The sequence below is a fragment of the Comamonas jiangduensis genome (assembly GCF_030162955.1).
GTDB lineage: Bacteria > Pseudomonadota > Gammaproteobacteria > Burkholderiales > Burkholderiaceae_C > Comamonas > Comamonas jiangduensis.
The window spans coordinates 124,112-148,527 of record NZ_JARXOV010000005.1 but is presented as its reverse complement, the minus strand read 5'-3'; the positions used below and the strand labels follow the sequence as shown (position 1 = coordinate 148,527).

The 24,416-nt window shown below is 62.1% G+C and carries 22 protein-coding genes; 8 read left to right on the top strand and 14 right to left on the bottom strand.

The window, feature by feature from the left end:
• Together QEP12_RS06100 and QEP12_RS06095 are read right to left on the bottom strand one after the other, a co-directional pair.
• The gene (locus QEP12_RS06100) at positions 1-747 is read right to left on the bottom strand and encodes a TSUP family transporter (RefSeq protein ID WP_284213685.1); all 747 of its coding nucleotides are present in this window, start codon (positions 745-747) and stop codon (positions 1-3) included.
• Positions 748-881: 134 nt separating this feature from the next.
• The gene (locus QEP12_RS06095) at positions 882-1,667 is read right to left on the bottom strand and encodes a nucleotidyltransferase family protein (protein ID WP_174863294.1); all 786 of its coding nucleotides are present in this window, start codon (positions 1,665-1,667) and stop codon (positions 882-884) included.
• A 161-nt stretch (positions 1,668-1,828) separates the two neighbouring features.
• Here QEP12_RS06095 and tkt point away from each other — a divergent pair, with 161 nt between their 5' ends.
• Together tkt and gap are read left to right on the top strand one after the other, a co-directional pair.
• On the top strand, positions 1,829-3,871 hold the full coding sequence (gene tkt / locus QEP12_RS06090) for a transketolase (RefSeq protein WP_284213684.1): 2,043 nt from the start codon (positions 1,829-1,831) through the stop codon (positions 3,869-3,871).
• Positions 3,872-3,970: 99 nt separating this feature from the next.
• Complete coding sequence (gap, locus tag QEP12_RS06085) at positions 3,971-4,969, top strand: type I glyceraldehyde-3-phosphate dehydrogenase (RefSeq protein WP_284213683.1); 999 nt, start codon at positions 3,971-3,973, stop codon at positions 4,967-4,969.
• Positions 4,970-5,189: 220 nt separating this feature from the next.
• Here gap and QEP12_RS06080 read toward each other — a convergent pair whose 3' ends face one another.
• The gene (locus QEP12_RS06080) at positions 5,190-5,450 is read right to left on the bottom strand and encodes a hypothetical protein (RefSeq protein WP_219163186.1); all 261 of its coding nucleotides are present in this window, start codon (positions 5,448-5,450) and stop codon (positions 5,190-5,192) included.
• A 487-nt stretch (positions 5,451-5,937) separates the two neighbouring features.
• Here QEP12_RS06080 and QEP12_RS06075 point away from each other — a divergent pair, with 487 nt between their 5' ends.
• Positions 5,938-7,344: an aspartate ammonia-lyase gene (locus QEP12_RS06075; protein ID WP_284213682.1), complete on the top strand. Its 1,407-nt coding sequence runs from the start codon at positions 5,938-5,940 to the stop codon at positions 7,342-7,344.
• 128 nt (positions 7,345-7,472) lie between these two features.
• Here QEP12_RS06075 and QEP12_RS06070 read toward each other — a convergent pair whose 3' ends face one another.
• The gene (locus QEP12_RS06070; RefSeq protein ID WP_174863538.1) at positions 7,473-7,844 is read right to left on the bottom strand and encodes an HPF/RaiA family ribosome-associated protein; all 372 of its coding nucleotides are present in this window, start codon (positions 7,842-7,844) and stop codon (positions 7,473-7,475) included.
• 371 nt (positions 7,845-8,215) lie between these two features.
• Here QEP12_RS06070 and QEP12_RS06065 point away from each other — a divergent pair, with 371 nt between their 5' ends.
• Positions 8,216-9,088 (top strand): gamma-glutamyl-gamma-aminobutyrate hydrolase family protein, encoded by an 873-nt coding sequence (locus tag QEP12_RS06065; protein WP_284213681.1) that lies wholly within the window; start codon positions 8,216-8,218, stop codon positions 9,086-9,088.
• A gap of 290 nt (positions 9,089-9,378) precedes the next feature.
• Here QEP12_RS06065 and QEP12_RS06060 read toward each other — a convergent pair whose 3' ends face one another.
• The 6 genes from QEP12_RS06060 to QEP12_RS06035 all read right to left on the bottom strand — a co-directional run bounded on the left by QEP12_RS06060 (position 9,379) and on the right by QEP12_RS06035 (position 16,647).
• A complete protein-coding gene (locus QEP12_RS06060; protein ID WP_174863293.1) occupies positions 9,379-9,864 on the bottom strand; it encodes an FKBP-type peptidyl-prolyl cis-trans isomerase in 486 nt (161 codons plus the stop codon).
• Positions 9,865-10,049: 185 nt separating this feature from the next.
• Positions 10,050-11,087 carry a pirin family protein gene (locus QEP12_RS06055; RefSeq protein WP_284213680.1) on the bottom strand — a complete coding sequence of 346 codons (1,038 nt, stop codon included), beginning with the start codon at positions 11,085-11,087 and terminating at the stop codon, positions 10,050-10,052.
• Between the two features lie 152 nt (positions 11,088-11,239).
• Entirely contained in the window at positions 11,240-11,953 is a 714-nt protein-coding gene (locus tag QEP12_RS06050; RefSeq protein WP_284213678.1) for a glutathione S-transferase N-terminal domain-containing protein, read from the bottom strand.
• 129 nt (positions 11,954-12,082) lie between these two features.
• The gene (locus QEP12_RS06045; protein WP_174863292.1) at positions 12,083-12,685 is read right to left on the bottom strand and encodes a YceB family lipoprotein; all 603 of its coding nucleotides are present in this window, start codon (positions 12,683-12,685) and stop codon (positions 12,083-12,085) included.
• 133 nt (positions 12,686-12,818) lie between these two features.
• Entirely contained in the window at positions 12,819-13,580 is a 762-nt protein-coding gene (locus QEP12_RS06040; RefSeq protein WP_246254293.1) for a tyrosine-protein phosphatase, read from the bottom strand.
• Between the two features lie 142 nt (positions 13,581-13,722).
• The gene (locus tag QEP12_RS06035; RefSeq protein WP_284213676.1) at positions 13,723-16,647 is read right to left on the bottom strand and encodes a DNA topoisomerase III; all 2,925 of its coding nucleotides are present in this window, start codon (positions 16,645-16,647) and stop codon (positions 13,723-13,725) included.
• 150 nt (positions 16,648-16,797) lie between these two features.
• Here QEP12_RS06035 and QEP12_RS06030 point away from each other — a divergent pair, with 150 nt between their 5' ends.
• Genes QEP12_RS06030 through QEP12_RS06020 form a run of 3 tightly spaced genes read left to right on the top strand, consistent with a single transcriptional unit; the run spans position 16,798 to position 18,872 of the window.
• Positions 16,798-17,322 (top strand): SET domain-containing protein, encoded by a 525-nt coding sequence (locus QEP12_RS06030; RefSeq protein WP_284213674.1) that lies wholly within the window; start codon positions 16,798-16,800, stop codon positions 17,320-17,322.
• Entirely contained in the window at positions 17,313-18,176 is an 864-nt protein-coding gene (locus tag QEP12_RS06025) for a biotin--[acetyl-CoA-carboxylase] ligase (protein ID WP_284213716.1), read from the top strand. Before QEP12_RS06030 ends, QEP12_RS06025 begins: the two co-directional genes overlap by 10 nt.
• 18 nt (positions 18,177-18,194) lie before the next feature.
• Positions 18,195-18,872: an SPOR domain-containing protein gene (locus QEP12_RS06020; RefSeq protein ID WP_284213673.1), complete on the top strand. Its 678-nt coding sequence runs from the start codon at positions 18,195-18,197 to the stop codon at positions 18,870-18,872.
• 222 nt (positions 18,873-19,094) lie between these two features.
• Here QEP12_RS06020 and QEP12_RS06015 read toward each other — a convergent pair whose 3' ends face one another.
• A complete protein-coding gene (locus QEP12_RS06015) occupies positions 19,095-20,063 on the bottom strand; it encodes a tripartite tricarboxylate transporter substrate binding protein BugE (RefSeq protein ID WP_284213672.1) in 969 nt (322 codons plus the stop codon).
• Between the two features lie 121 nt (positions 20,064-20,184).
• On the opposite strand from QEP12_RS06015, the gene QEP12_RS06010 reads away from it, so the two are divergent.
• The gene (locus QEP12_RS06010; protein WP_284213671.1) at positions 20,185-21,162 is read left to right on the top strand and encodes a LysR substrate-binding domain-containing protein; all 978 of its coding nucleotides are present in this window, start codon (positions 20,185-20,187) and stop codon (positions 21,160-21,162) included.
• A 27-nt stretch (positions 21,163-21,189) separates the two neighbouring features.
• Here QEP12_RS06010 and QEP12_RS06005 read toward each other — a convergent pair whose 3' ends face one another.
• From QEP12_RS06005 to QEP12_RS05995, 3 genes are all read right to left on the bottom strand, one after another.
• On the bottom strand, positions 21,190-22,665 hold the full coding sequence (locus QEP12_RS06005) for a sensor histidine kinase (RefSeq protein WP_284213670.1): 1,476 nt from the start codon (positions 22,663-22,665) through the stop codon (positions 21,190-21,192).
• Between the two features lie 191 nt (positions 22,666-22,856).
• The gene (locus QEP12_RS06000) at positions 22,857-23,531 is read right to left on the bottom strand and encodes a response regulator (protein WP_219163211.1); all 675 of its coding nucleotides are present in this window, start codon (positions 23,529-23,531) and stop codon (positions 22,857-22,859) included.
• 326 nt (positions 23,532-23,857) lie between these two features.
• Positions 23,858-24,361 carry a MarR family winged helix-turn-helix transcriptional regulator gene (locus QEP12_RS05995; RefSeq protein ID WP_284213669.1) on the bottom strand — a complete coding sequence of 168 codons (504 nt, stop codon included), beginning with the start codon at positions 24,359-24,361 and terminating at the stop codon, positions 23,858-23,860.
• Positions 24,362-24,416: the final 55 nt, after the last annotated feature.

The following is a 24,416-nucleotide window of genomic DNA, read 5'->3' as shown; positions in this document are numbered from 1 at the left end:
CTACGACAGCAGCATGCTCACCCCGGCAATCAGCAGCAGACTGCACACCATCCACTGCAGCATGCGGGTGGACAGCGGCGGGGGAAACTTCACCAGCAGCCACGTCACGCCCGCCACCACCGGCACAGCCACGGCAGCGGTGATGAGCGATGACAGCGACAACTCGCCCGCCGGAATCACAATTCCCAGGCGCAGCACCACATTGGCCAAAAACATCACCATCAGGCACTGGCGCACCAGTACGGGCGACAGCGGCTGGCGGTACAGGTGGTAGACCATGGGCGGCCCCGAGGTAGAAAACAGCCCGCCCAGCAGGCCCGAAAGCAGGCCCGCTACCCAGTTGGCCAGCTTGCCCGAGAGCGTGGCGCGCTGCTGCTTTTGCAGCAGCAACATGATGGCGCAGGCCATGATGGTCACGCCCAGCAACATGCGCAGCACGCGCACCGAATCGCCGCTGAGCCAGTGCAGCAGCGCCAGCCCACCCAGCACGCCCAGCAAGCTGCTAGCCAAAATCGGCTTGAGCAAATCCCAGCGCGGCTCAAACGGGTGGCTGCGCAAATACACCAGGCCGTTGACCAGCGACAGCAAGCCCGCCACATTCGCCGCATCGGCAATCGGCATCAGGTGCAAGGCGCCGGCCAGGCCCACAAAAATCAGCCCAAAGGCAAAGCCCGTCAGGTTCTGGCAGGCCGAGGCCAGCACCACCACCCCGATCAGCCACCCGTAGGTGCTCCATTCCACATCCATGTCTGCATCCATCAACGGCGTTTACCCCCGCCGTTGCTGTGGGGGAATTAAAAAAAAGGAGCAGCTTGCGCAGCTCCTATGCCTGATTTAACTCATTTTCATGCGAAAACCTGCTGCACACGTGCGACAGCCGCTCACTTTTTATATGCAACCGCTTCTGCAGCGTTGAGCTGGGCCAAACGCTCGGGCGTGCCCACATCGGTCCAGCGCCCGGTGTAGAGCGTGGCGCCGCAACGGCCTGCATCCATCGCCCGGCGCAGCAGCGGCGCCAGCGGCGCGGCCACGCCCGTGGGGTTGCCTGCTGTCAATTCACACCACGGCGCGGTCAACAACTCGGCTTTGAGCAAGGCAATGGTGCTGTAGGTCCATCGCGGCAGCGCGTCGCGGCTGATGTCTGCAGGCGGCAAATTCAAAGCCCGCCCCGTGCCGCTGCCCGGCGCGCTTTCGTCCAGGCCAAAGTCGCCTTGCACGTGGTGCGCGGGGTTGGGCACCAGCCACACATGAGCCAGGTCGTTCGACTGCACAAAGGCCTGTGCGGCAGCGGCATCAAACACAAAGTCCGGGGCAAACACATCGCCTGCGGCCAGCCAGAACGCCTCCCCCAACAAGGGCAGGGCACGTGCAATACCGCCTGCGGTTTCCAACGCATGGCCAAAATCTGCTTGCTCGTGCGAGTACTGCAGCTGCATGCCCTGCTGCGGCCACCGCGCATTCAGGTGTGCAGGAATCTGCGCGCCCAACCACGCAGTGTTGACTACCACCTTGCGCACACCATCTCGCTGCAAAGCAGCCATGTGCCAGTCCAGCAAAGGCAGGCCCTGCACGGCCAGCAAGGGCTTGGGGGTGGTGTCAGTCAGCGGGCGCATGCGCTCGCCGCGGCCTGCGGCCAGCAACATGGCGGGAAGGTTTGCAAAAGTCATGGGCTACCAGTTTTTCGTGCGTGTTTTCTTGCGTGCACATGCGTGCAACAGCCCTCACTGTAGGCGATGCAGGGGGCTATGTAATTGCATGGAAACCGGCTCGGGCCCACATCGGTAAAATCTCGCCATCTTTGAATCAATCCCTCCGGAATCACCTTCCCATGGCAAACACCCCAATGATGGCCAACGCAATCCGCGCTCTGGCTATGGACGCAGTGCAACAAGCTAACTCCGGCCACCCCGGTGCCCCCATGGGCATGGCCGACATGGCGGTGGCGCTGTGGAGCCGCCACCTCAAGCACAACCCCGTGAACCCCCACTGGGCCAACCGTGACCGTTTCATTCTGTCCAACGGCCACGGCTCGATGCTGATTTACGCGCTGCTGCACCTGAGCGGGTACGACCTGCCCATGGAAGAGCTCAAGAACTTCCGCCAGCTGCACAGCAAGACCGCCGGCCACCCCGAAGTGGGCATCACCCCCGGCGTGGAAACCACCACCGGCCCGCTGGGCCAGGGCATCACCAATGCCGTGGGTTTTGCACTGGCTGAAAAGCTGCTGGCCGCTGAGTTCAACCAGCCCAAGCACGAGATCGTTGACCACCACACCTTCGTGTTCATGGGTGACGGCTGCCTGATGGAAGGCATCTCGCACGAAGCCGCTTCGCTGGCCGGCGCCTGGAAGCTCAACAAGCTGATCGCCCTGTGGGACGACAACGAAATCTCCATCGACGGCAAGGTCACTCCCTGGTTTGCCGACAACACCCCGGCCCGCTTTGAAGCCTACGGCTGGAATGTGATCCGCGATGTAGACGGCCACAACGTGGACGCCGTGGACGCCGCCATTGCCCAAGCCAAGAAGAGCAAGGACAAGCCCACCCTGATCTGCTGCAAGACGCACATCGGCAAGGGCTCGCCCAACCGCGCCAACACCTCCAAGGCCCACGGCGAGCCACTGGGTGCCGAAGAAATCGCACTGACCCGCGCCGCACTGGGCTGGACGGCTGCACCGTTTGAAATTCCCGCCGACGTGTACGCCGACTGGGATTGCAAGGCCAACGGCAAGAAGCTGGAAGCTGCCTGGAACAAGAAGTTCGCGGCCTACGCCAAGGCCTTCCCCGCACAAGCGGCCGAATTCACGCGCCGCATGGCGGGTGACTTGCCCGCCAACTTCCTGGAAACAGCGATGAACATCGCTTCTGCCGCGCACGACACCGCCGCCACCGTGGCCAGCCGCAAGGCCAGCCAGCTGGCCCTGGAAGGCCTGACTGCAGCCCTGCCTGAACTGCTGGGCGGCTCCGCCGACCTGACCGGCTCCAACCTGACCAACACCAAGTCGACCCCCGCTTTCCGCGTGGACGCCAAGGGCGCAGTGGTCAAGACCGAAGAAGGCCAGATCGGCCGCCACATCAACTACGGTGTGCGTGAGTTTGGTATGGCCGCCATCATGAACGGCGTGGCGCTGCACGGTGGTTACATCCCCTACGGCGGCACATTCATGACGTTCTCCGACTACAGCCGCAACGCCATCCGCATGGCTGCGCTGATGAAGCAGCGCGTGATCCATGTGTTCACGCACGACTCCATCGGGCTGGGCGAAGACGGCCCCACCCACCAGTCGATCGAACACGCCGCTTCGCTGCGTTTGATCCCCGGTCTGGACGTCTGGCGCCCCGCCGACACCACCGAAACTGCCGTGGCATGGACCGTGGCCCTGAGCCAAAAGAACAAGCCCACTGCACTGCTGCTGAGCCGCCAGAACCTGGCCTACGCACCCAAGAGCGAAGATGCGCTGGACCACATCGCCAACGGTGCGTACGTGCTGTCCGAGCCCAAGGATGTGGGCATCAAGGGCAAGGCCCAGGCCGTGATCATTGCCACCGGCTCCGAAGTGCAACTGGCTTTGGCCGCACAAAAGATGCTGGCTGCGCAAAAGATTGGCGTGCGCGTGGTTTCCATGCCCAGCACCACCACGTTTGACAAACAGGACGTGGCGTACAAGACCAGCGTGCTGCCCGCAGGCATCCCCCGCATCGCGGTGGAAATGGGCGTGACCGACTTCTGGTGGAAGTACGGCTGCGCCGCAGTGGTGGGTATCGACACCTACGGCGAGTCGGCCCCTGCCCCTGTGCTGTTCAAGCACTTTGGCTTCACGGCAGAGAACGTGAGCGCCACCGTGATGGAAGCGATCCAGCGCGCCAAGTAATTGATGCAACAGCACCCGCCCCGGCCTTGGCCCCGGCGGGTGTTTTACGTACAGTCGAACCAGTTTTCTTATCTCCCCTATCCATAGCAAGAGGCAACTATGACTATCAAGGTTGGTATCAACGGCTTCGGCCGCATTGGCCGTAACGTGCTGCGTTCCGCCATCCAGAACTTCTCGGACATCGAAATCGTTGGCATCAACGACCTGCTGGAGCCCGACTACCTGGCGTACATGCTCAAGTACGACAGCGTGCACGGTCGCTTTGACGGTGAAGTTTCGGTCGAAGGCAACACCCTGGTGGTCAACGGCAAGAAGATCCGCCTGACCCAAGAAGGTGACCCTGCCAACCTGAAGTGGAACGAAGTGGGCGCGGAAGTGGTGATCGAATCCACCGGCCTGTTCCTGACCGACGAAACCGCCCGCAAGCACATCGCCGCTGGCGCCAAGAAGGTCATCATGTCGGCCCCTTCCAAGGACGCCACCCCCATGTTCGTCTTCGGTGTGAACTGCAAGACCTACGCCGGCCAGGACATCATCTCCAACGCTTCGTGCACCACCAACTGCTTGGCCCCCGTGGCCAAGGTGCTGAACGACAAGTGGGGCATCAAGCGCGGTCTGATGACGACTGTTCACGCAGCCACTGCCACGCAAAAGACCGTGGACGGCCCTTCCAACAAAGACTGGCGCGGTGGCCGCGGCATTCTGGAAAACATCATCCCTTCCAGCACAGGCGCAGCCAAGGCCGTGGGCGTGGTGATTCCTGAGCTGAACAAGAAGCTGACCGGCATGTCCTTCCGCGTGCCTACGTCGGACGTTTCCGTGGTTGACCTGACCGTGGAGCTGAACAGCGAAGCGTCGTACGAAGAAATCTGCGCCGAAATGAAGGCCCAGTCGCAAGGCACTTTGAAGGGCGTGCTGGGTTACACCGAAGACAAGGTGGTGGCCACCGACTTCCGTGGCGAGACCTGCACCTCCGTGTTCGACGCTGAAGCCGGCATCGCCCTGGACAAGACCTTTGTGAAGGTCGTGGCCTGGTACGACAACGAGTGGGGCTATTCCAACAAGTGCCTGGAAATGGTGCGCGTGGTGGCCAAGTAATCCTTGCGGATTACAAGAAAATAGGCTGCTAACGCTTGCTGGACAAGCGCTAGCAGCTATCAAAAAAGCCAAGTCATGAGACTTGGCTTTTTTATTGACATTGCGCGGCACCCGGCATGCCTGCACCAGCAGAGCCCTGTGCCCCAATAAACCCAGCGCCCCCAGCGCGCAAAAAAGCCAGCACAAGGCTGGCGCTGAGCAGACGGGGCAACGGCGGCGCCTAGGACAAGATCACGATGCTGCCTTCGTCCACATAGAACAAAAATTCATCGCGGGCCACCGTCACGGTCACGGGCTGGCCTTCGCTCAGCCATGACAGCACCATGCTGGCAATCGCTACGTCAACCTGCACTTCCAGCCCCACAGGAATGTCGTCCGTGGGGCCATCGCCCACGCGGTGCTGCACACGGCCTTCAATACGTGCCATAAAGCGCTCGGGCAGCGCGGTGCTGATCGCGGGTGTCTGTATTGCAGTCGTCATAAGGTCCTCCTTGTTGTGTGGCAGCGCGGCTCAACGCCGCGCCTTCTGGCTCCAATGTAACCACAGCCCTGCCCAGCGTCTGTCAGCAAGGTTGCCATATGCGGCCCCGCAAGCGTTTCTAAATGTTTTTTATGCAGAGCACCCCGTGCGCCCGCACCAGTTTGGACTCGTTATTCGCACTATTTCAGTGCGAAATTCGTCGAAAAACAACCTAACTATGCTTTTTATTCATTTTGATGCCTATTTATTCATCTAATTCATACTTTTTGCACCCATAAAGCGCAGTCACAACGCATGTATGCACAAACACAGTGCAACCCATGCAAAAAAGATTTCATAATTCATGCATCGCCCTGCTCCACTGGGCCCCGCACATGCAGCGCTTTCGGTGGAACAGGGCGTTGCCACGTATGCCTTGAAACGCCGCCTGCTGGGCGGCGTTTGCACGTGCGTCCCGCCTGTTTTATTGCATCAGAGAGTGATAGCTATGCGCCAAGAGAGCGACTTTTTGGGTCCCAAGGACATTCCCGATAACGCCTACTGGGGCGTGCATTCGGCCCGTGCGGTCGAGAACTTTCCCATCACGGGCCGCACGGTTGCCAATATGCCCGCGCTGGTGCGGGGCTTTGCCTACGTGAAGAAGGCCGCTGCTGCAGCCAATCTGGCCATGGGTGCCATCAACCAGCAGCAAGCAGACGCCATCGCCAAGGCCTGTGACATCTTGATCGCTGGCCAGCACCATGAGCAGTTTGTGGTGGATGTCATCCAGGGCGGCGCAGGCACCTCGACGAACATGAATGCCAACGAGGTGATTGCCAACATCGCCTTGGAAACCCTGGGGCTGCCCAAGGGCCGCTACGACGTGATCCACCCCAACGACCACGTCAACGCTTCGCAATCCACCAACGATGCCTACCCCACAGCGGTCAAGCTGGCCACCTACTTTGGCATCCAGGACCTGCTGGCCGCGCTGGCCGCGCTGCGCGGCGCCTTCCAGGCCAAGGCCGAGGAATTCAAGGACGTCCTCAAGATTGGTCGCACGCAGCTGCAAGACGCCGTGCCGATGACGCTGGGCCAGGAATTCAGCGCCTTTGTCTCGATGATTGCCGATGACGAAAGGCGCCTGCGTGAATCCGCCTACCTGATGTGCGAGATCAACATGGGTGGCACCGCCATTGGCACCGGCATCAACGCCCCTGTGGGCTATGTCGACGTGGTGGTGCCCAAGCTGGCCGAATTCTCGGGCGTGCCCGTGGTCAAGGCTGCCGACTTGATCGCCGCCACCGGCGACACCGGCGCATTTGCCGACATTTCCGGCATTTTGAAGCGCATTGCCGTCAAGCTGTCCAAGATCAGCAATGACCTGCGCCTGCTGTCTTCCGGCCCCCAGGCCGGTGTGGGCGACATCAAGCTGCCCGCGCGCCAGGCCGGCTCGTCCATCATGCCCGGCAAGGTCAACCCCGTGATCCCCGAGGTGATGAACCAAGTGTGCTTTGAAGTGATCGGCAACGACGCCGCCATCACCATGGCCGTGGAAGCCGGGCAGCTGCAACTGAATGCCTTCGAGCCTTTGATGGCCTGGGCACTGCACCAAAGCCTGAGCCACCTGAGCAATGCCTGCAAGACCTTGCAAGTGAACTGTGTGGAAGGCATTGAAGCCAACACCAGCCTGCTGGATGCGCGCATTGCCGAGTCCGTGACCCTGGTGACCGCCCTGAACCCCATGATTGGCTACGAAAAGGCGGCCCAAATCGCCAAAACGGCCATCGCTTCGGGCAAGCCGATTGCCATGGTGGCAGAAGAGCTGGGCATCATGAGCCAAGCCAAGATGAAGTCGCTGCTGGTGGCCGACAAGCTGACCACGCCCGGCGCTTTGACCGCAGCAACCGTGTAAGCCATACCGCTTTCAACGCGCCCTGGAGCGCCCATATAGCGCCTATGAAAAAAGCCATGACCTGAACAGTCATGGCTTTTTTCGTTGAAAGATGTCAGTGCGTCAGTGAATCAGACTGCGGCTGGCAATTAGCCCTCTGTGCCGGTGGCGGCGTCATCCACCCCGCGCACGCTCTCACGGCCATGTTTTTCGCGCACCTTGTCCAGATCGGCTTCCACGGCACGGCGCAGTTTCTCGAGTGCGGCGTTAAAGGCGTCTTTGACCTTTTCTGCCTCGGCGTTCACGGCAATCGGCGGGCGACCGTTGGCACGGGTTTCCAGCACACACTTCTTGCCGGGGCCCCCAGTGGCCTTGAGCGCATCTACGCCGGTGAGGAACACTTCCACACGCACCACGTACTCCTTCAGCCGAGCCAACTTGGTGTTGATCTCTTCTTTGGCCCATGTTTCCAGCGAATCGCCACCCTGGATGGTTGCGTCGGTATGGACTTGTACTTGCATGCTCTCTCCTTGTCGCCAAATGCCGTGCCGTTCGTCGCACAGCGGGTTTTGCTGAGGCCAGCAGAAATCAGGTCTTGGCTACATCCTAGCAGTGCCGGGCGCGCTTGCAACCTGCTGCCTGACACGGACAGTGTGGGGGCAAATCAGCGGCCTGCAAGTCAGCAGACGGCGGAATTTTGATCCGCATCAACCACCGCGCAGCCTGGTACACGCCCGGGGGAACCGGTCTTCCCTCGGTCTTATAGGGTTTTTCTGCACGCCCAAACCGCGCTACACCGCCCGCGCGCCCAGCGGCTGCCGCCGCTCTCCTACATGACAAAACCGCAGCACCCGGTTACAAACAAGGCCATCCCCTTGCTCTGCCCGCTGCCATGTCGCCACCTGCCAAGCGCCGACTCAAAATCGGCTTATCTGCCTGTTTCTCGCACGCCGACCCCAGCCGCCCCCTGTTCACAGGCAAAACCCTGCAATACGTAGAGCAATCGATTGCGCACTGGATCATGTCCAGCGGCGCCATGGTGGTGATGGTGCCCTGCCCCATGGGCGAGACCGCCAAGGGCGACGTCACGCTGGCGCATTACGCCGAGTGGCTGGACGGTGTGGTCATGCATGGGGGCGCCGATGTCTGGCCCGGCAGCTATGGCGAGGAACCGCTGCGCCCCGAGTGGCTGGGCGACCGCGTGCGCGACCTGTACGACCTGGCCGTGGTCGAGGCTTTCAGCCAGGCGGGCAAGCCCATTTTTGGCGTGTGCCGTGGGCTGCAGCTGATCAACGTGGCCTTTGGCGGCACGCTCTACCAAGACATCCTGACCCAGGTGCCCGGCGCGCAGATGCACCGCAACGCCACCACCTACGACCGGCACCAGCACGATATCCACATCGTTAAAGGCTCGCGCCTGGCGCAGCTGTACCCCAACACCTACATGGCGCGGGTCAACAGCATTCACCACCAAGGCATCAAAACCGTGGCCCCGGAGTTTGCGGTGGAAGCGTGGAGCGTGCCCGACCACATTCCCGAGGCCATCTACCGCCACGCCCCCGGCAAAAGCTATATCGCCGCGACCCAATGGCACCCAGAGTTCCACAACCCCGACAGCCCCACCATCGACAGCGGCGTGCTGCTGGGCGACTTTCTCGCGGCCTGCCAGCGCGCCAAATTTCAGCCCGTGCACGGACACAGCCCCTTCCAGATCCGCGACCGTGCCGCGCGTTTGCTGCGCCGCGCCTTGCTGCGCAGACGCTAAAAAGAGAGCTATCGGCGCAGCATTGCAGATGATTTCATATAGATAAGCATCTGAAATCATTGACCTACCAGCGCAAGCAGCTCTCTTTTTTAATTATTCAACCAACAAAAAACCGCCCTAAGGCGGTTGTTGCAGGGGCTGAAACCCACAGCCTTTGCGCAGCGCCGCACCAATCACCCGGCCCAACGCAGGTTGCAACTGCGACAAGGGGCGAAGCCGCAGGCACTGCGGTGCCAAGCCAAGGTACGACCCAGCGAAGCCAGGGCGCACCAAGGGGCGCGTTTGCGGGCTTAGTGGTGGTGGCCGTGGCCGCCGTGCACGTGGCGGTGGGCAATTTCTTCTTCCGAGGCGGCGCGCAGCTCGGTCACCTTGCAGCTAAAGCGCAGCGCTTTGCCTGCCAGGGGGTGGTTGCCGTCCAGCAGCACCACAGGGCCCTTGATCTTTACCACGTTGTAAATCTGGGGCAGACCTTGGTCGTCGGTGCCGCGCAGCTGGCCGCCCACCTTCACGCCAGCAGGAAATTCCCCCTTGGGAATGCTGCGCTGCAGGCTCGGGTCGTGCGGGCCAAATGCGTCGTCCACGCTCAGGTCGATGGTCAGCGTATCGCCCACGGTCTTGCCTTCCAGGGCAGCCTCTACCTTGGCGAAGATGTTGTCGTAGCCACCGTGCAGGTAAGCCACATCGCCCTTGTCCAGCAAGCCACCCGCAATGCCGCCCTTGAGGACTTCGTGAATCTTGTAGTTCAGCGTGACCGCTGTGTCTTTGGTGATGTTCATGGGTTGTGCCACAAAAGAAGTGGCGGCCTCAGGCCGCCACGGTTGGTATGCGCTGCATTGTCCCCCATCCCCCACAAGCTTTGCAGGGCATGGCTTCTTCGATTTGCGCAGCAGCGCAAGCGCTGGCTGTACCCAAGGCACGTCAAGCCGAAGCAAGGACGTATCAGCGGACTGCACATGGGCCTCTAAGTGCTGGGCACTTCGTCTTCGGTGGCGCCGGGGTAGCGTGCAAAGCGACGTGGCGCGCTGCCGTGCACGGGGGCATGGCTGTCCCAAGGCCAGCCGCCAAACTGGGTGCGGCGAAAGTCCGTCATAGCCTGCATGATTTCTTCCTGCGTGTTCATGACAAACGGGCCGTACTGCGCCACGGGCTCACGCAGCGGTGCACCCTGCAACAGCACCAGCTCGGCCACGTCCGTGCCGGTATTGACCAGCGCCAGATCACGGCCCGCTTCCACCTGCAAGGCAGCGTGCTCGCTCAGGCCGGCACCTTCCAGCTGCAGGCTGCTGCCCCCAAACCAGTAGAGCATGCGGCGTGTGTCAGCGCCTTGGGCTGCTGGCAGCGTCCATTCGGCACCGGGCTCCATGCGAATGGTCCAGATGGCCACGTCCGCGCGCGCTTGGCTGGCCCACGACTCGGGCGGTGGCGGCAAAGGCGCGCCAGCACCGGCCAAGGCACCCGCCACCACGGTCACCGTGGTCTGCAGGCCCCCTGCATCGGTATGGTGCAAGCGCGGAATGCGCTCGTTCCACAGCATGGTGAAGTGGGGCTGAACCATCTTGTGGCTGGCTGGCAGGTTCAGCCAGATCTGGAACAGCTCCAGCGGGTTGGACTGATCGGTGTGCAGCAGCGGAAACATCTCGCTGTGCATGATGCCCGCACCGGCCGTGACCCATTGCACATCGCCACCGCCAAAACGGGCGGCTGCGCCGAGGGAGTCGGCGTGGTCGATCAGGCCCTTGCGCACCAGGGTCACGGTCTCAAAACCGCGGTGGGGGTGGCCCGGGAAGCCCGGCACATGGTCGCCGTGGTACATGGAAAAGCCGTCCTTGCCGCTGAAGTCGCTGCCCATGGGCCGGTCTTGCAACTCCACCGCTTGCACACCCATCTCGCCGTCACCGGCGGGGTAGGCATCGTTGTGGTGGGCACAAAACAAAAAGGGATCCATACAGGGCCATTGCGCACCCAATGGCAAAGTCTGAATGATGGGGGATGCTGACATCCGTGTCGCTCCTGCGCTGGTGCTGCCGTGCCCACCCCCTGTGGGCAGACAACGCTGCAGCGTTGCAATCCTTCCAAGATAAGGACTTAGTCACCACTTACCAAGCACCTGAAGCCGCAACAGTGCGTTCCAGGTGCGCAACGATGGAGGTTTTAAGGGGAGTGCGGCGCTGGCGGCATGTTCAGGCCGCGCTGCACCGGGGGGCGATCCAGCCAATCGGCCAGCACGCGCTGCACGTTGCGAAAGCGCGCCAGCTCCAGCAGCTCGTCAGCCTCGTAGTTCACGTGCAGGCAGCGCACCCAGGGCAGCACTGCAATGTCGGCAATGCTGTAGTCGCGGCCCATGATCCATTCACGGCCTGCCAGGCGCTGGTCCAGCACACCCAGCAAGCGTTTGGATTCGTTCACATAGCGCTGCAAGGGGCGCTTGTCTTCAAAATCTTTGCCGCCATAGCGGTGAAAAAACCCCACCTGACCAAACATGGGCCCGGCGCCGCCCATTTGCCACATCAGCCATTGCAGGGTTTCGTAGCGCTGCGCGGCATCCAACGGCAGCAGTTGCCCCGATTTTTCGGCCAGATAGATCAGGATGGCACCCGACTCAAACAGCGCCAGGGGCTGGCCGCCTGGGCCGTGGGGATCCAAAATGGCGGGAATTTTGTTGTTCGGGTTCAGTGCCAGAAACTCGGGCGAGAACTGGTCGTTGGCCTGGATGTCGACCCGGTGCGCTTCATACGGAATGCCCACCTCTTCCAGCATGACCGACACCTTGATGCCATTGGGGGTCGGCAAAGAGTACAGCTGCAGCCAGTCGGGAAACTGCGCGGGCCATTTGCGGCTGATCGGGTGGGCTTGGGATGGTTGCATCGTCATTCACTCCTACCAACACCGCAGCACCAGCGCTGCGGCCTCTCGTTGCATCAAGCTACCGATGTTAATGCGCTTACCCCGGGCGCACCAGCGTCCAAGCCCGCACCTAGGACGGGTTCTTGGTGATTACTTGGCCGCTGCGGCAGGCTGGGCTTCAATCGCCACATCCAGCCCTTGCCCGGTGACCGTAATCGCCCCGGGCCGCAGGCCCAAGTTGTCCATCAGCTCCATCTCTTCGGGTTTGACGGTGTACAGTGCAAAACCTTGCAAGGCTTGTTGGGCCACACGCTGGCCATAGGTTTGCACCATCTCGGCGATGGCGGGGTTGGCGTCTTCCAGCTGCAACGACAGCACTTCCACACGTTGGGCGCGCACGCTGCGGTCTTTGGGCTCGTAGTACAGGCCAAAGCGCACGCGCATTTGGCCGCTGAAGCTCTGGCGCAGCGCGGGGCCCGACAGTTGCACCACCCAATCCGTTTGCAGCTGGTTGCTCACGGGCAGCAACAGCAGTTGGGGTTGCTGCATGTCGAGCTGCAGCAAGCCAGCAATTGGAAACTGCTTGGGAAATTGATTCTTCAGTCCCTGTTCCAGCTGTGCTTGTGTCACGCTGATCTTGGTGGGCACGGCCTGCGAACAAGCACTGATCCACAAGGTACTGGCGGCGGCAGCGGCCAGCAAGAAACGACGGCTGAACATGGCGGTGGCGATGGTGCTGCCAAGGCAGGGCATGAACCCGGACTTGGCAATAAATGCTTAAAAATGTCACAAACGCTGATTCATTCAGCGTGCAGTGCTCTCAATTTAAGCAGTTTAACGCGGGCGCAAAGCACCTGCACGCCGCCCTCCTTGGAGGTCCGGTATTTCAGCCCTGCAAATACCGCGCACGCAAAGCATGCAGGGAGTGCTCATCAAGCTGCATGACCTCACGCAAATAACGCTGCATGCCGCCATGCTCACGCTCCACCATGTCGTAGGCACTGGCAAGAAACGAAGGTTGCACGCGCCACAGCACATCCAGAATGTCTTGGGGCATGGCCTGCGCCGCGCGCGCGGCCATGGCAGCCGGGCGTTGGTAAAACTGGTTGGTCAGCAGGTAGTCGTGTTCGATGTCGGCACGGGCCACACTCAGCGCCTCCAGAATCAGGGCGGCGGCCCAGCCTGTGCGGTCTTTGCCCGCCGTGCAGTGGAACACCGTAGGCACCTCGTCTTCCAGCAGCAGTTGAAACAGCTGTGCAAACTGCACCGCGTTGTCGCGCACAAAGTGACGGTAGGTCTCTTGCATCAGCGCCACGCTGTCTGCTGCGGTCAAGCTGCCCCCGGCGTGGATCAAGGCAAACGCTTTTTGCACCACCGTGGGCTCGACCGTCAGGGCGTGGGTGTGCAAGCCATCCCAGGCATAGGCATCCACACGGCGCTCTTGCGCACCGCGAAAATCGGCGCTGCGGCGCACGCCCAGGCCGTGCAGCGCTTGCACGCCTTCGGGGGTCAGATCGGCCAGATGGTCGGAGCGAAACAGCACACGCCAGCGTACGGAGCGGCCTTGGTGGCCGCGATAGCCGCCCAGATCCCGGAAGTTGGTGGTGCCGGGCAGAGCGATATGGCGCGAGGGGGCGGGGCTGGTCATCGAATGCATCTCCAATCAAACAAGAGCCAGGCATGGGGATGTCCATGCCCTGCCCATGAAAAACGCCGCAGAGGCTCCTTATTGGAGCGCACTGCGGCGCGGCTGTCAGTCACGCAAGCTGCAAGACCGGGGCGCTACCCCTTTAGTCGTTGGGCAGCAGGTGTTTGCCGACGGCGCCGGTCACCTCAAACATGCCAATACGGTCTTTGCCAAACACGGGCAGCAGCTTGGCATCGGCCACGATCACGCGCTTGTCCGCAGGGTCTTGCAGGTTGTGGGCCTTGACGTAGTCCCACACTTTCTTGACCACCTCGGTGCGTGCCACAGCACCTTCGCCAATCACGGCGGCCAGCGCCGCATCGGGGCGGAAGTTGGCGGCAGCAGGCTTGCGGGCGGTGGTTTTCTTGGCCGCTGCCGTCTTTTTGGCAGCAGGTGATTTTTTGGCTGCAGCGCCCGTCTTTGCTACGCCAGCAGCTGCAGTTTTGGTAGCTGCAGCGGTCTTGCGCGCGGGGTATTTGCTGGCTTCGAACTCAAAGTTCACCTTGCCTGCGGCGGCATCCCAGGCCAAGAAGGCCTTGAAGTTGCGGCGCGTGCGGTTGGAGACAAACTTCTCCAGCAAATCGGTTTTGCCCGTGGCCAGCAGCTTGCTCATCTGCTCGCGCTCAATCGGCTGCTGCAAGATGATCTGGCCGCTCTTGAAATCGCACGAAGACAGGGCTTGCGCCGCCGTGGGCACCGACTTGCTGCACACATAGTTGGCACCATGCTCAAACACGGGCGCACCGCACTTGGGGCAGTGACCCAGCGATTGCTGGCCGCCAAAGTCCACAGGGCCGCTGGCCTCGGCTTCTTTTTCGTCGTCGCCAAAGTCGAACTCAAATTTGAAGTTCTGGTTGTCCTCATCGCGCACGATGGTGACTTCAGCCACAAACGGCCAGCCTGCCTTGGAGCGGAACCCTTCCAGCGGGCCCAAGCGGCGGTCGCGCAACAACTGCTCGGCTTCGGCCGTTTCAAAGGTGCGCCCAGCTGGCGATTTGGTGAACGAGAAACCGCAGCCATCGCTGTGGCCATCGGCACCCGTGCAGGCGTAGCGGCGGTAGTTCTCTTTGACGATGCCGCCGCAGTTGGGGCACGGTGCAGTCAGCGTGGCGTAGTCACCCGGAATGGTGTCGCGGTCGTACTCCTTGGCTTTTTTCACCATGCGCTCGGTCATGGCGGCAATCTCTTGCATGAAGGCAGCGCGCGACAGCGCGCCCTTTTCCATCTGCGACAGCTTGTACTCCCACTCGCCGGTCAAATCGGCACGGCACAGCTCGTCCACCTGCAGGCCGCGCAGCAGCGTCATCAGCTGGAAAGCCTTGGCCGTGGGAATCAGCTCGCGGCCTTCGCGCAGCATGTACTTTTCGGTCAGCAGGCCTTCGATGATGGCGGCGCGTGTCGCAGGTGTGCCCAGGCCCTTTTCCTGCATGGCACTGCGCAGCTCTTCGTCGTCGATCTGCTTGCCCGCGCTTTCCATGGCACCCAGCAGCGTGGCTTCGGAGTAGCGCGCGGGTGGCTTGGTCTTCAGGCCCTTGGGCTGGGCATCGCTGGTGCGCGGCTGCTCACCGGGCTGCACCGCCACCAGGGGCTGGCCCTTGTCGCCTTCCTTGGCATCCTCCACCTCGTTGGCCGCTTCCTTGCCGTAGATGGCCAACCAGCCGGGTTTGACCAGCACCTTGCCCTCGGTCTTGAAGCTGTGCTGCTCGACCTTGCTGATGCGCGTGGTGACCTGGTATTCAGCGCTGGGGAAGAACACCGCCATGAAGCGGCGCACGACCAGGTCGTAGAGCTTCTGTTCGGCCTCGCTCAGACCTGAAGGGGCCTGGGTGGTCGGGATGATGGCAAAGTGATCCGAGACCTTGCTGTTGTCGAAGATGCGCTTGGTGGGCCGCACATAACCCGCGCCGATGGCCTGCTGGGCAAACGGCTCCAGGTGGCGCATGCCGCTGTGGGCCAGCATCTCGAAGGTCTGCTGGGCCACGGGCACATAGTCCTCGGGCAGGGCGCGCGAATCGGTACGCGGGTAGGTCAGGGCCTTGTGGCGCTCGTACAGGCTTTGCGCCAGCGCCAGCGTGGTCTTGGCAGAGAAGCCGAACTTGCCGTTGGCCTCGCGCTGCAGGCTGGTCAAATCAAACAGCAAGGGCGAGGCCTGGGTCGTGGGTTTGCTCTCTTCCGTGACGGTGGCGGGCTTGCCTTTGACCGCGGCGGCAATCGCTTGCGCTTCGGCAGCGCTCCACACGCGATCGGCCTTGGCTTCCGCGTCTTCGGTTTTCTTCCACTGGGGGTTGAACCACTTACCCAGGTACTGGCCAGCCTGCGCGTCGAAGGTGCCGTGCACTTCCCAGTAGTCACGGCTGATGAACTTGCGGATCTTGTCCTCGCGGTCGACCACCAGCGACAGCGTCGGTGTCTGCACGCGGCCCACGGTGGTCAAAAAGAACCCCCCGTCGCGCGAGTTGAACGCCGTCATGGCGCGCGTGCCGTTGATGCCCACCAGCCAGTCGGCCTCGGAGCGGCTGCGCGCCGCATCGGCCAGACCCTGCATCTGCTGCTCGCTGCGCAGCTTCTCAAAGCCGTCGCGGATGGCCTGCGGGGTCATCGATTGCAGCCACAGGCGCTGGATGGGCTTGCCCAGCCCGCCCTTGGCGCCGCCGGCGTACTGCTCGATCAGGCGGAAGATCAGCTCCCCTTCGCGGCCCGCGTCACAGGCGTTGATGAGTTGCGTCACATCCTTGCGCTTGGCCTGCTTGACCACCGCGTTCAGGCGGCTCTTGGTCTTGTCCACGGGCTTGAGGTCGAAGCGCGGGGGGATCACCGGCAGGTTGGCAAAACTCCATTTGCCGCGTTTGACGTCGAACTCCTCGGGCGCCTGGATTTCCACCAGATGGCCCACGGCACTGGTGACCACGAACTGCTCGTTCTCGAAATGGTCCTCGTGCTTGTCAAACTTGCCGTAGACGGGCGTGAGGGCCCGCACGATGTCCTGTGCCACCGACGGTTTTTCCGCTATCACCAAGGTCTTTGTCATTCAGTACTCTCGTCATTTGTAGCGGCCGCCCGCACCGTTGCCAGCCACCGCTTCTACAATTCGTCTTCACGCACGCGTGCGTGCGCACATGTACATGTACGCATGTGTGCGCACGTGCATGTGTGCATATTTAAGTTATCAGAGATTTCAATGCCCAGCACGTCAGGCCCATCTTCCCCAAGAAAGCGCATCCAAACGCGCCGCTCCGGTGTACACGGCAAGGGGGTGTTTGCGGTGCAGGACATCGCCGCAGGCGAAACCATCATTGAGTACACCGGCGAAGTCATCAATTGGGAGCAAGCCCAAGCACGCCACCCGCATGATCCCAGTCAACCCAACCACACCTTCTATTTTCATGTGGACAACGATGTGGTGATTGACGCGACGTATGGCGGCAACTCTGCGCGCTGGATCAACCACAGCTGCGCGCCCAACTGCTACACGGACGAGCGCGAGGGCCGCATCTTCATTGTGGCGCTGCGCAACATCCGCGCCGGGGAAGAGCTGAACTACGACTACGGCCTGATGGTGGAAGAACGCTACACCAAGGCCCTCAAGGCCGAGTACGCCTGCTTCTGTGGCGCCAAGACGTGTCGCGGCACCATGCTGGCCCCCAAACGCGGCTGGCGCCCTCCCATGCCCGAAGATTTTGCACAAGACGAAAGCTGGCTGTGACCCCTTCGCCCACACACTGGAACGCCGAAGACCTGTGGCTGGACATTGCCCCCAAGCTGCCGGGCTTTACGGTCGAGGTGCTGCCCGAAATTGATTCCACCAACACCGAACTCATGCGCCGCGCCCGCGCCGGGCGGGCCGAGCCGATTGTGCTGGTGGCCGAATCGCAAACGGCAGGCCGGGGTCGCCAAGGCAAGACGTGGCAGAACCAGCCCGGTGACTGCCTGATGTATTCGCTGGGCATGGTGCTGAACCCGGTCGATTGGTCCGGCCTGTCGCTGGTGGTGGGGCTGAGCATTGCGGAATCGCTGCAGCGTGCTCCCGGCACCCACACCCCACGCATTGGCGTGAAATGGCCCAATGACCTGTGGCTGCACGATGGGCGCAAACTGGGCGGCACGCTGATTGAAACCGCCAACTTGCCTGCCCACACCCATGCCCCCTGCTTTGGCGCAGGCCAGGGCACACCGCGCTTTGTCATCATCGGCACCGGCATCAACGTACGCCCTCCTCACACGCCTGCACAGGCGCTGCATACGCCTGCGGCCTGCCTGGAGGATGTGGATGCGCGCTGGACCGCGCCACAGGCGCTTGCGCAGCTATTGCCACGGCTGGTGGACGATGTGCTGCTGTTTGCGCAGCAAGGTTTTGCACCTTTCCAAGACCGCTTTGCGGCGCGCGACGTGCTGCGAGGCCAGCGCGTGCACCTGAGCGATGGCAGCAGCGGCGAAGCCGCCGGTGTGCTGCCCGATGGCACGCTGCAATTGCGCACCGATGCAGGGCTGCGCAGCGTCATCAGCGGCGATGTCAGCGTGCGTCCCATCCATATGGCACTGCCACCGGCTGCCGTTTAATCCCGAGGAACTGCTGTCATGTTGCGTTTTGCATTGCTCGTGCTGCTGGTTGCCAATGCAGGCTATTTGGCGTGGACCCAAGGGTGGATGGCGACCTTGGGCTGGACGCCCGAGGAGCAGTCTGAGCCTTACCGGCTCAAGCAGCAGGTGCGCCCGGATGTGCTGAGCATTGCCCAGCCCGAAGCAGCACCCACCCCTGCCCCGAACGAACCTGTGGAAGAAATCTTGCCGGAAGAAACCATCTGCCTGCAAAGCGAAAGCATGGACGAAGCACAGTCCAAAAAGTTGCAGCGCGCCTTGCAAAGCAGCAACTTACCCTCTGGCAGCTGGGCGATGGTGCCCAGCAGCATTGCGGGCCGCTGGATGGTGTATTTGGGCAAATTCCCGAACGAAATGTCCATGGAAAAGCGCCGTGCCGAACTGCGCAACCGCAAGATTGGCTATGACCGTGCGGGTGGCAATTTGGAGCCCGGGCTGTCGCTGGGCCGTTTTTCGTCTGAAGAAGCCGCCACCCGGGAGCTGAGCCATATGCTCAATCAAGGCGTGCGCGGGGCCCGTGTGGTGCAAGAGCGTGCCCCCCAAACCCTGTATGTGCTGCGACTGCCCCAGGCCACCGTGGCACAACGCAATGTGCTGCAAACCCTGCAAAGCGCTTTGGAAGGCAAAGCCCTGCGCGCTTGCCCCGCTGCGCCGTAGCCCACCACACACCGGCCAAGGCCTGCCGTCTTGTGCGTGCAGGCCTTTTTTTACGTGCTGCGCATTGGGCGATACCTGGGCTGCGTTGGCCGCTGCGTTGCCTGCGCCCGGCACCAAACCTGTATCACCTGCGCAGTCTTGTCTATGTCACGCTGCTGCGGCAGGCAACAAAAAACCCGCAGGCTTGCGCACTGCGGGTGGGATTGGGCATGCACGCGAGGGTCAGTTGACGCTGATGTTCGCTGCCGCTGCCACGCTCTTCATCTTGGTCACTTCGCTGGCAATTTGCTTGGTGAAGTCGGCGCTGGATGTGCCCGAAACGTACATGCCTTGTGCGTCCATGCGCTTTTTCACCGCAGGGTCCTTCAGCGCATCCGCCACCGCCTTTTGCACACGAGCCACGGTGTCGGCAGGCGTATTCTTGGGCGCCACCAGACCAAACCACGAAGGATCGTTCAGCTCTGCGTGGCCTGCTTCCTTGTAGGTGGGCACATCGGGCAACACGGCCAGACGCTCGTTCCACGACACTGCAATCGCACGCAGCTTGCCGCTTTGGATGTGGGGCAGCGAAGAAGCCACCTGGTCAAAGTACACCGGCACCTGGCCACCCAGCACATCGTTGATGGCGGGGCCTGCACCACGGTAGGGGATGTGCAGCATGTCCACGCCCGTCGCCTTGATGAACTGCGCGCCCCACATGTGGCCGATGGTGCCGTTGCCAGGGGTGGCATAGCTGATCTTGCCGGGGTTGGCCTTCAGGTAAGCCACCAGCTCGGCAAAATTCTTGGCAGGAATCAGCTTGGGGTTGATCACGATGACGCCCGGGGCCTTCACGATCTCGGTCACGCCGACGAAATCTTCGGTCGCGTTGTAGGGCAGCTTGGTGTAGACGGCGGGGTTCACGCCGTGGGTCGACAGGGTGGCGATGCCGAAGGTCAGACCGTCGGTGGCACGAGCCACTTCGGCCATGCCGATGGAGCCACCAGCACCCGCCTTGTTTTCAATCACTACAGGCTGGCCCAGCAGCTTGGTCAGCACGTCTTGCATGTTGCGCGGCACCATGTCGGTCGAGCCACCTGCGGGGAACGGCACGATGATGCGCAACGGACGTGTGTCTTGGGCCATCGCCATGCCAGATACAGAAACGGTAGCAGCCACGGCGACTGCAGAGAGAAAGTGACGACGTTGCATCGCGGGGCTCCCATGCTGAAAAAACAGCTTATCTATAAGACCAGCGCATAGATTAGGGTAAATACTGCTGGCAACCAAACAAATAGTCCTATTGTTATTATTCCCCTAAGGAATACGAACCGTGTCTACCAGCTTACTTCCCTTGCGCCGTTTAACGCCCCCTGTGCATTTGCTGCGGGCGTTCTCCACCGTCGCGCGCTTTGGTGGCGTCTCGCGCGCGGCGGAAGCGCTGCACCTGACGCAAAGTGCTGTGAGCAAGCAGATCCAGGAGCTGGAGAAGTGGGTGGGCGTGGATTTGTTTGAGCGCAGCCGCAAGCGGCTGACCCTCACACCGGCGGGCGAGCGCTACGAGAAAGCCGTGCGCACACTTCTGTCGCAACTGGAATCAGCCACGCTGGAGTTAATCACCAGCACCGACGGCGGCGGCGCCTTGCACCTGTCCAGCTTGCCCACCTTTGGCGCCAGTTGGTTGATTCCGCGCTTGCCGCAGTTTCAGCAGCAGCACCCCCAGGTCACGCTGCACTTTGAACCGTACAGCTACGACCCTGAAAGCCCCAACCTGGATTGCTCCATCCAATTTGGCGAAGGCCACTGGCCAGGCACCCGGGCGCACTATCTGGATGGCCAAGACGTCGCCCTGATTGCCCCGCCCGCCAGTTTGGGGGGGCCCGCCATTCACACCCCTGCCGACGTGGCCCAGTACACACGGCTGCGCCACCTGACCATTCCGCACGCTTGGATGACTTGGGCGCAGGCGTGGGAGGTGCAAAACATTGACCCCTTGGCGGGCCTGCAGTTTGACCAGTTTCAAACCATCATCCAGGCCGTGATGGCGGGCATGGGCGTGGCCTTGGTGCCGCGCTGCCTGGTGGAAGGGCAAATTGCCAAGGGCTTGGTCCGTGAACCCCTGCCCAACCACGGGCTGGTGAGCAATCTGGGCTACTGGCTGTGCTACCCCGAATCGCGGGCCAATATTGCGCCGCTGGTGGCCTTTCGCAACTGGCTGCTGCAGCAGGCGCGCCCGTACAAAGAACCCACCTCCAACAACTTGGCAACACAACAAAAGCGTAGCAGGCAGCGCTCTATCAGCAACGAATAGCGCATCTATTTATACTGAAATCCTTATTTAATCGGCGCTAGCTGCTTGCAATAAGATTGCAGAGCGCATGGCACGAAAGCGCACCGTAAACAGCGCGCCGGGTGGATGGCGCTGCGGTTGGGCATCTTCCAGCACCACCTCGGCGCCGTGCTGGCGCGCAATTTCCTGCACGATGGGCAGCCCCAGCCCGGAGCCGTCTGCCTCCGAGCCCAGTGCGCGGTAAAACGGCTGAAACACCAGGTCGCGCTCGTCCTGGGGCACGCCCGGGCCGGTGTCCTCCACCTGCAGCAACACCACGCGCGCCAGCAAATCGGGCAGCACGCGCACCGTCACCACGGCGGGTTTTTCTGCGCTGGACGGGCTGTAGTTGATGGCGTTGGAGATCAAATTGCGCACCATTTCCTTGAGCAGCGTGGCATTGCCTTGCAGCCACACACCAGCCGCTCTCGGCTCCGCCCCCTCATAGCCCATATCCACATGCTTATCCAGGGCCAGCGGCAGCAGGTCCTGCATCACCTCAATCACCAGCGCCGCCAAATCACAGGGTGTGCGCTGCAGCCCGGTGCCCGCCCCTTCGGCGCGCGCCAGCGACAGCAGCTGGTTGACGGTGTGCGTCGCCCGCATGCTGGAGCGCCCAATTTGCTCCAGAGAGCGCTTGAGCTCCCCCGTGCTGGTGCCTTCGCGCTGCGCCAGATCGGCCTGCATGCGCAGCCCCGCCAGCGGAGTTTTGAGCTGGTGCGCCGCATCGGCCAGAAAACGCTTTTGCGTGGCCAGCGACTCATTGAGGCGGCGCAGCAAGTCATTCACCGCATCCACCAGTGGCACCACTTCCATCGGCACCCCCCGGTGGTTCAGGGGCGACAAATCTTCGGGCTTGCGCGCGCGAATGCGCTCTTCCAGGCGGCTGAGCGGCTTGATGCCGCGCGCCAGTGCCAGCCACACCAGCAGCACCGCCAGTGGCAAGATGACGAACTGCGGCAGCATCACCCCCTTGATGATTTCCGCCGCCAGCACGCTGCGCTTTTCCCGCGTCTCGGCCACCTGCACCAGCGCCAGGGCGTTGTCCGTGCTCAACGGCAGGCGCACCCACATGGCAGCCACGCGAATGTCAATCCCGCGCAACTCATCATCGCGCAGCACCACCTCGCCAGCCGGCATGTTGTAGCGCGGGTGCGCAGCGGGAAAGTCGCGGTCGCCCGCCAGGAATTCGCCCTGGGGGTCCAGCACTTGGTAGAACACCATGTCGGATTCGTCGGCGCGCAAAATCTCCGAGGCAGGCTGCGGCAGGTTGAACTGGATGCGCCCATCCGGCTCCACGATGATGAGCTGGGCCAGCGCATGCACGTTGTACTCCAGCGCGCGGTCAAAGGGCTTATTGGCCAGCGACTGCGCCACCAGCCAGGTCAGCGCCAAGCTCACGGGCCACAGCAGCAGCAAGGGCGTGAGCATCCAGTCCAGAATTTCTCCGAACAAGGAACGCTGTTCACGCTGGAATATCTTCACAGTGCCTGCCCGTCTTTCAAGGCTTTTTGGCCTCTAGCGCTTACAGCACCAGCGCAGAAAGCTATGTTTTCAGAACCGCCCGCCCCTAGCAACTCGTAGGTTTGCGCCCCAAACGCAGCGCAACGCCGCAGGCAGCCCCAGCGGTACGACAAGGCAAAGCTACGGTGCATCAGGGATGGGAGAAACGGCGCTCAGGACGGTATTTTTTCGAGGCAATACCCCAGCCCCCGCACCGTGGCGATGCGAATCGGGCCGCGTTCGATTTTTTTGCGCAGGCGGTGGATATACACCTCAATCGCATTGTTGCTCACCTCTTCGCCCCACTCGCACAGGCGCTCCACCAACTGGTCTTTGCTCACCAGGCGACCAGCGCGCTGCAGCAGCACCTCCAGCAGGCCCAGTTCGCGCGCGCTCAACTCCACCATTTTGCCGTCAATGGTGGCCACCCGCCCGGCCTGGTCATACACCAAGGGGCCGTGTTTGATGGAGCTGCTTGTGCCCCCCATGCCACGGCGCGTCAGCGCGCGCACGCGCGCTTCCAGCTCTTGCAGGCTGAAAGGCTTGGCCATGTAGTCGTCTGCCCCAAAGTCCAGCCCTTGCACGCGCTCGTCCACGCTGTCTGCCGCCGTCAAAATCAGCACCGGCAAGCTGTCTCCCCGGCCCCGCATGCGTTTGAGCACTTCCAGCCCGTGCATGCGCGGCAGGCCCAAATCCAAAATCAGCAAATCAAACTGGTTGTTGGTGACCAGGGCGGTGTCGGCCTCAATGCCGTTGGCCACGTGGTCCACCACGGCTCCGGCACCGCGCAGACTGCGCAGCAAACCATCGGCCAGTACTTGATCATCTTCTGCAATGAGGATGCGCATTGCTTGTCTCCTTGCTGCACCGCGCTCTGGGGTCGCTGGCTGCAGCGTGCCTGCCACTTCACACCGGATGCCCGTTCAGAGGCACCACCTGTCACCCAATTCTAGAAGTCGGCACGCACGCGCCCTACAGGTGTTTACGCGGGTGCTGCGCTGCAACACAGAACGCAGCGACTGCCCGGCAAGAGGGCTGCTGGCCAAGCGCTGAAGCACCGATCCCCCCACCCGGCACATCGAAGAGGTGCGTCGGAGGCAAGGTGCGAAACCGCAGGCTGGCTCAGCGTACGAGCAGGCGCAGCAACGACGTATCCCGGGCGGGATTGGCGGGTCTAAGCCACGCCACCCACCTCGCTGCCGTAAGCCTCCAGACCAATGCGCACCACCGTGGCCACGTCTTGGCCCACCGCCTCCACAAACTCGGCCTCGGCCTGCTGCACCGCACGCTGAAAGGCCGCATGCCACTCACGTCCGGCGTCGGTATAGCGCACGCGCTTGGCACGGCGGTCATGGGGATCGGCCTCGCGCAGCACCAGCCCCCAGGCCTCGCACTGGTCCACCACATCCAGCATGGCCTGCTTGCTCATGCCCGCGCGCTCGGCCAGATCGGTAATGCGGTCGCCCTGCAGCGACAGGTGGCGCGTGATGTGAATGTGCGCCGCGCCCACCTTGTCGCGCACCGCCAGATTGGACAGCGCCAGCGGCGTTTCATCGTCTTGCGCCATCAGGCTGCGCACCCGCGCATCGAACTTGCGCAGCGCATGGCCCAGCAAGCGCCCGAAATGCGTTTGCCGCCACGCTTCATCGGCCTGCAAAGAAGGAGATTTCACAGACATAGTCAGTTTTACGAATAGTCATGCAACTTGACTATATATATTTTTAAAAGCCCCT

Bases quoted from the DNA above. Each gene is read 5' to 3' on its own strand.
- QEP12_RS06045 (WP_174863292.1), bottom strand. From the start codon at position 12,685: ATGCCCTGCCTTGGCAGCACCATCGCCACCGCCATGTTCAGCCGTCGT.
- QEP12_RS06030 (WP_284213674.1), top strand. From the start codon at position 16,798: ATGCCCAGCACGTCAGGCCCATCTTCCCCAAGAAAGCGCATCCAAACG.
- QEP12_RS06100 (WP_284213685.1), bottom strand. From the start codon at position 747: ATGGATGTGGAATGGAGCACCTACGGGTGGCTGATCGGGGTGGTGGTG.
- QEP12_RS06020 (WP_284213673.1), top strand. From the start codon at position 18,195: ATGTTGCGTTTTGCATTGCTCGTGCTGCTGGTTGCCAATGCAGGCTAT.
- QEP12_RS06000 (WP_219163211.1), bottom strand. From the start codon at position 23,531: ATGCGCATCCTCATTGCAGAAGATGATCAAGTACTGGCCGATGGTTTG.
- QEP12_RS06070 (WP_174863538.1), bottom strand. From the start codon at position 7,844: ATGCAAGTACAAGTCCATACCGACGCAACCATCCAGGGTGGCGATTCG.
- QEP12_RS06095 (WP_174863294.1), bottom strand. From the start codon at position 1,667: ATGACTTTTGCAAACCTTCCCGCCATGTTGCTGGCCGCAGGCCGCGGC.
- gap (WP_284213683.1), top strand. From the start codon at position 3,971: ATGACTATCAAGGTTGGTATCAACGGCTTCGGCCGCATTGGCCGTAAC.
- QEP12_RS06065 (WP_284213681.1), top strand. From the start codon at position 8,216: ATGTCGCCACCTGCCAAGCGCCGACTCAAAATCGGCTTATCTGCCTGT.
- QEP12_RS06060 (WP_174863293.1), bottom strand. From the start codon at position 9,864: ATGAACATCACCAAAGACACAGCGGTCACGCTGAACTACAAGATTCAC.
- QEP12_RS05995 (WP_284213669.1), bottom strand. From the start codon at position 24,361: ATGTCTGTGAAATCTCCTTCTTTGCAGGCCGATGAAGCGTGGCGGCAA.
- QEP12_RS06015 (WP_284213672.1), bottom strand. From the start codon at position 20,063: ATGCAACGTCGTCACTTTCTCTCTGCAGTCGCCGTGGCTGCTACCGTT.
- QEP12_RS06035 (WP_284213676.1), bottom strand. From the start codon at position 16,647: ATGACAAAGACCTTGGTGATAGCGGAAAAACCGTCGGTGGCACAGGAC.
- QEP12_RS06055 (WP_284213680.1), bottom strand. From the start codon at position 11,087: ATGTCAGCATCCCCCATCATTCAGACTTTGCCATTGGGTGCGCAATGG.
- QEP12_RS06050 (WP_284213678.1), bottom strand. From the start codon at position 11,953: ATGCAACCATCCCAAGCCCACCCGATCAGCCGCAAATGGCCCGCGCAG.
- QEP12_RS06040 (WP_246254293.1), bottom strand. From the start codon at position 13,580: ATGACCAGCCCCGCCCCCTCGCGCCATATCGCTCTGCCCGGCACCACC.
- QEP12_RS06080 (WP_219163186.1), bottom strand. From the start codon at position 5,450: ATGACGACTGCAATACAGACACCCGCGATCAGCACCGCGCTGCCCGAG.
- tkt (WP_284213684.1), top strand. From the start codon at position 1,829: ATGGCAAACACCCCAATGATGGCCAACGCAATCCGCGCTCTGGCTATG.
- QEP12_RS06075 (WP_284213682.1), top strand. From the start codon at position 5,938: ATGCGCCAAGAGAGCGACTTTTTGGGTCCCAAGGACATTCCCGATAAC.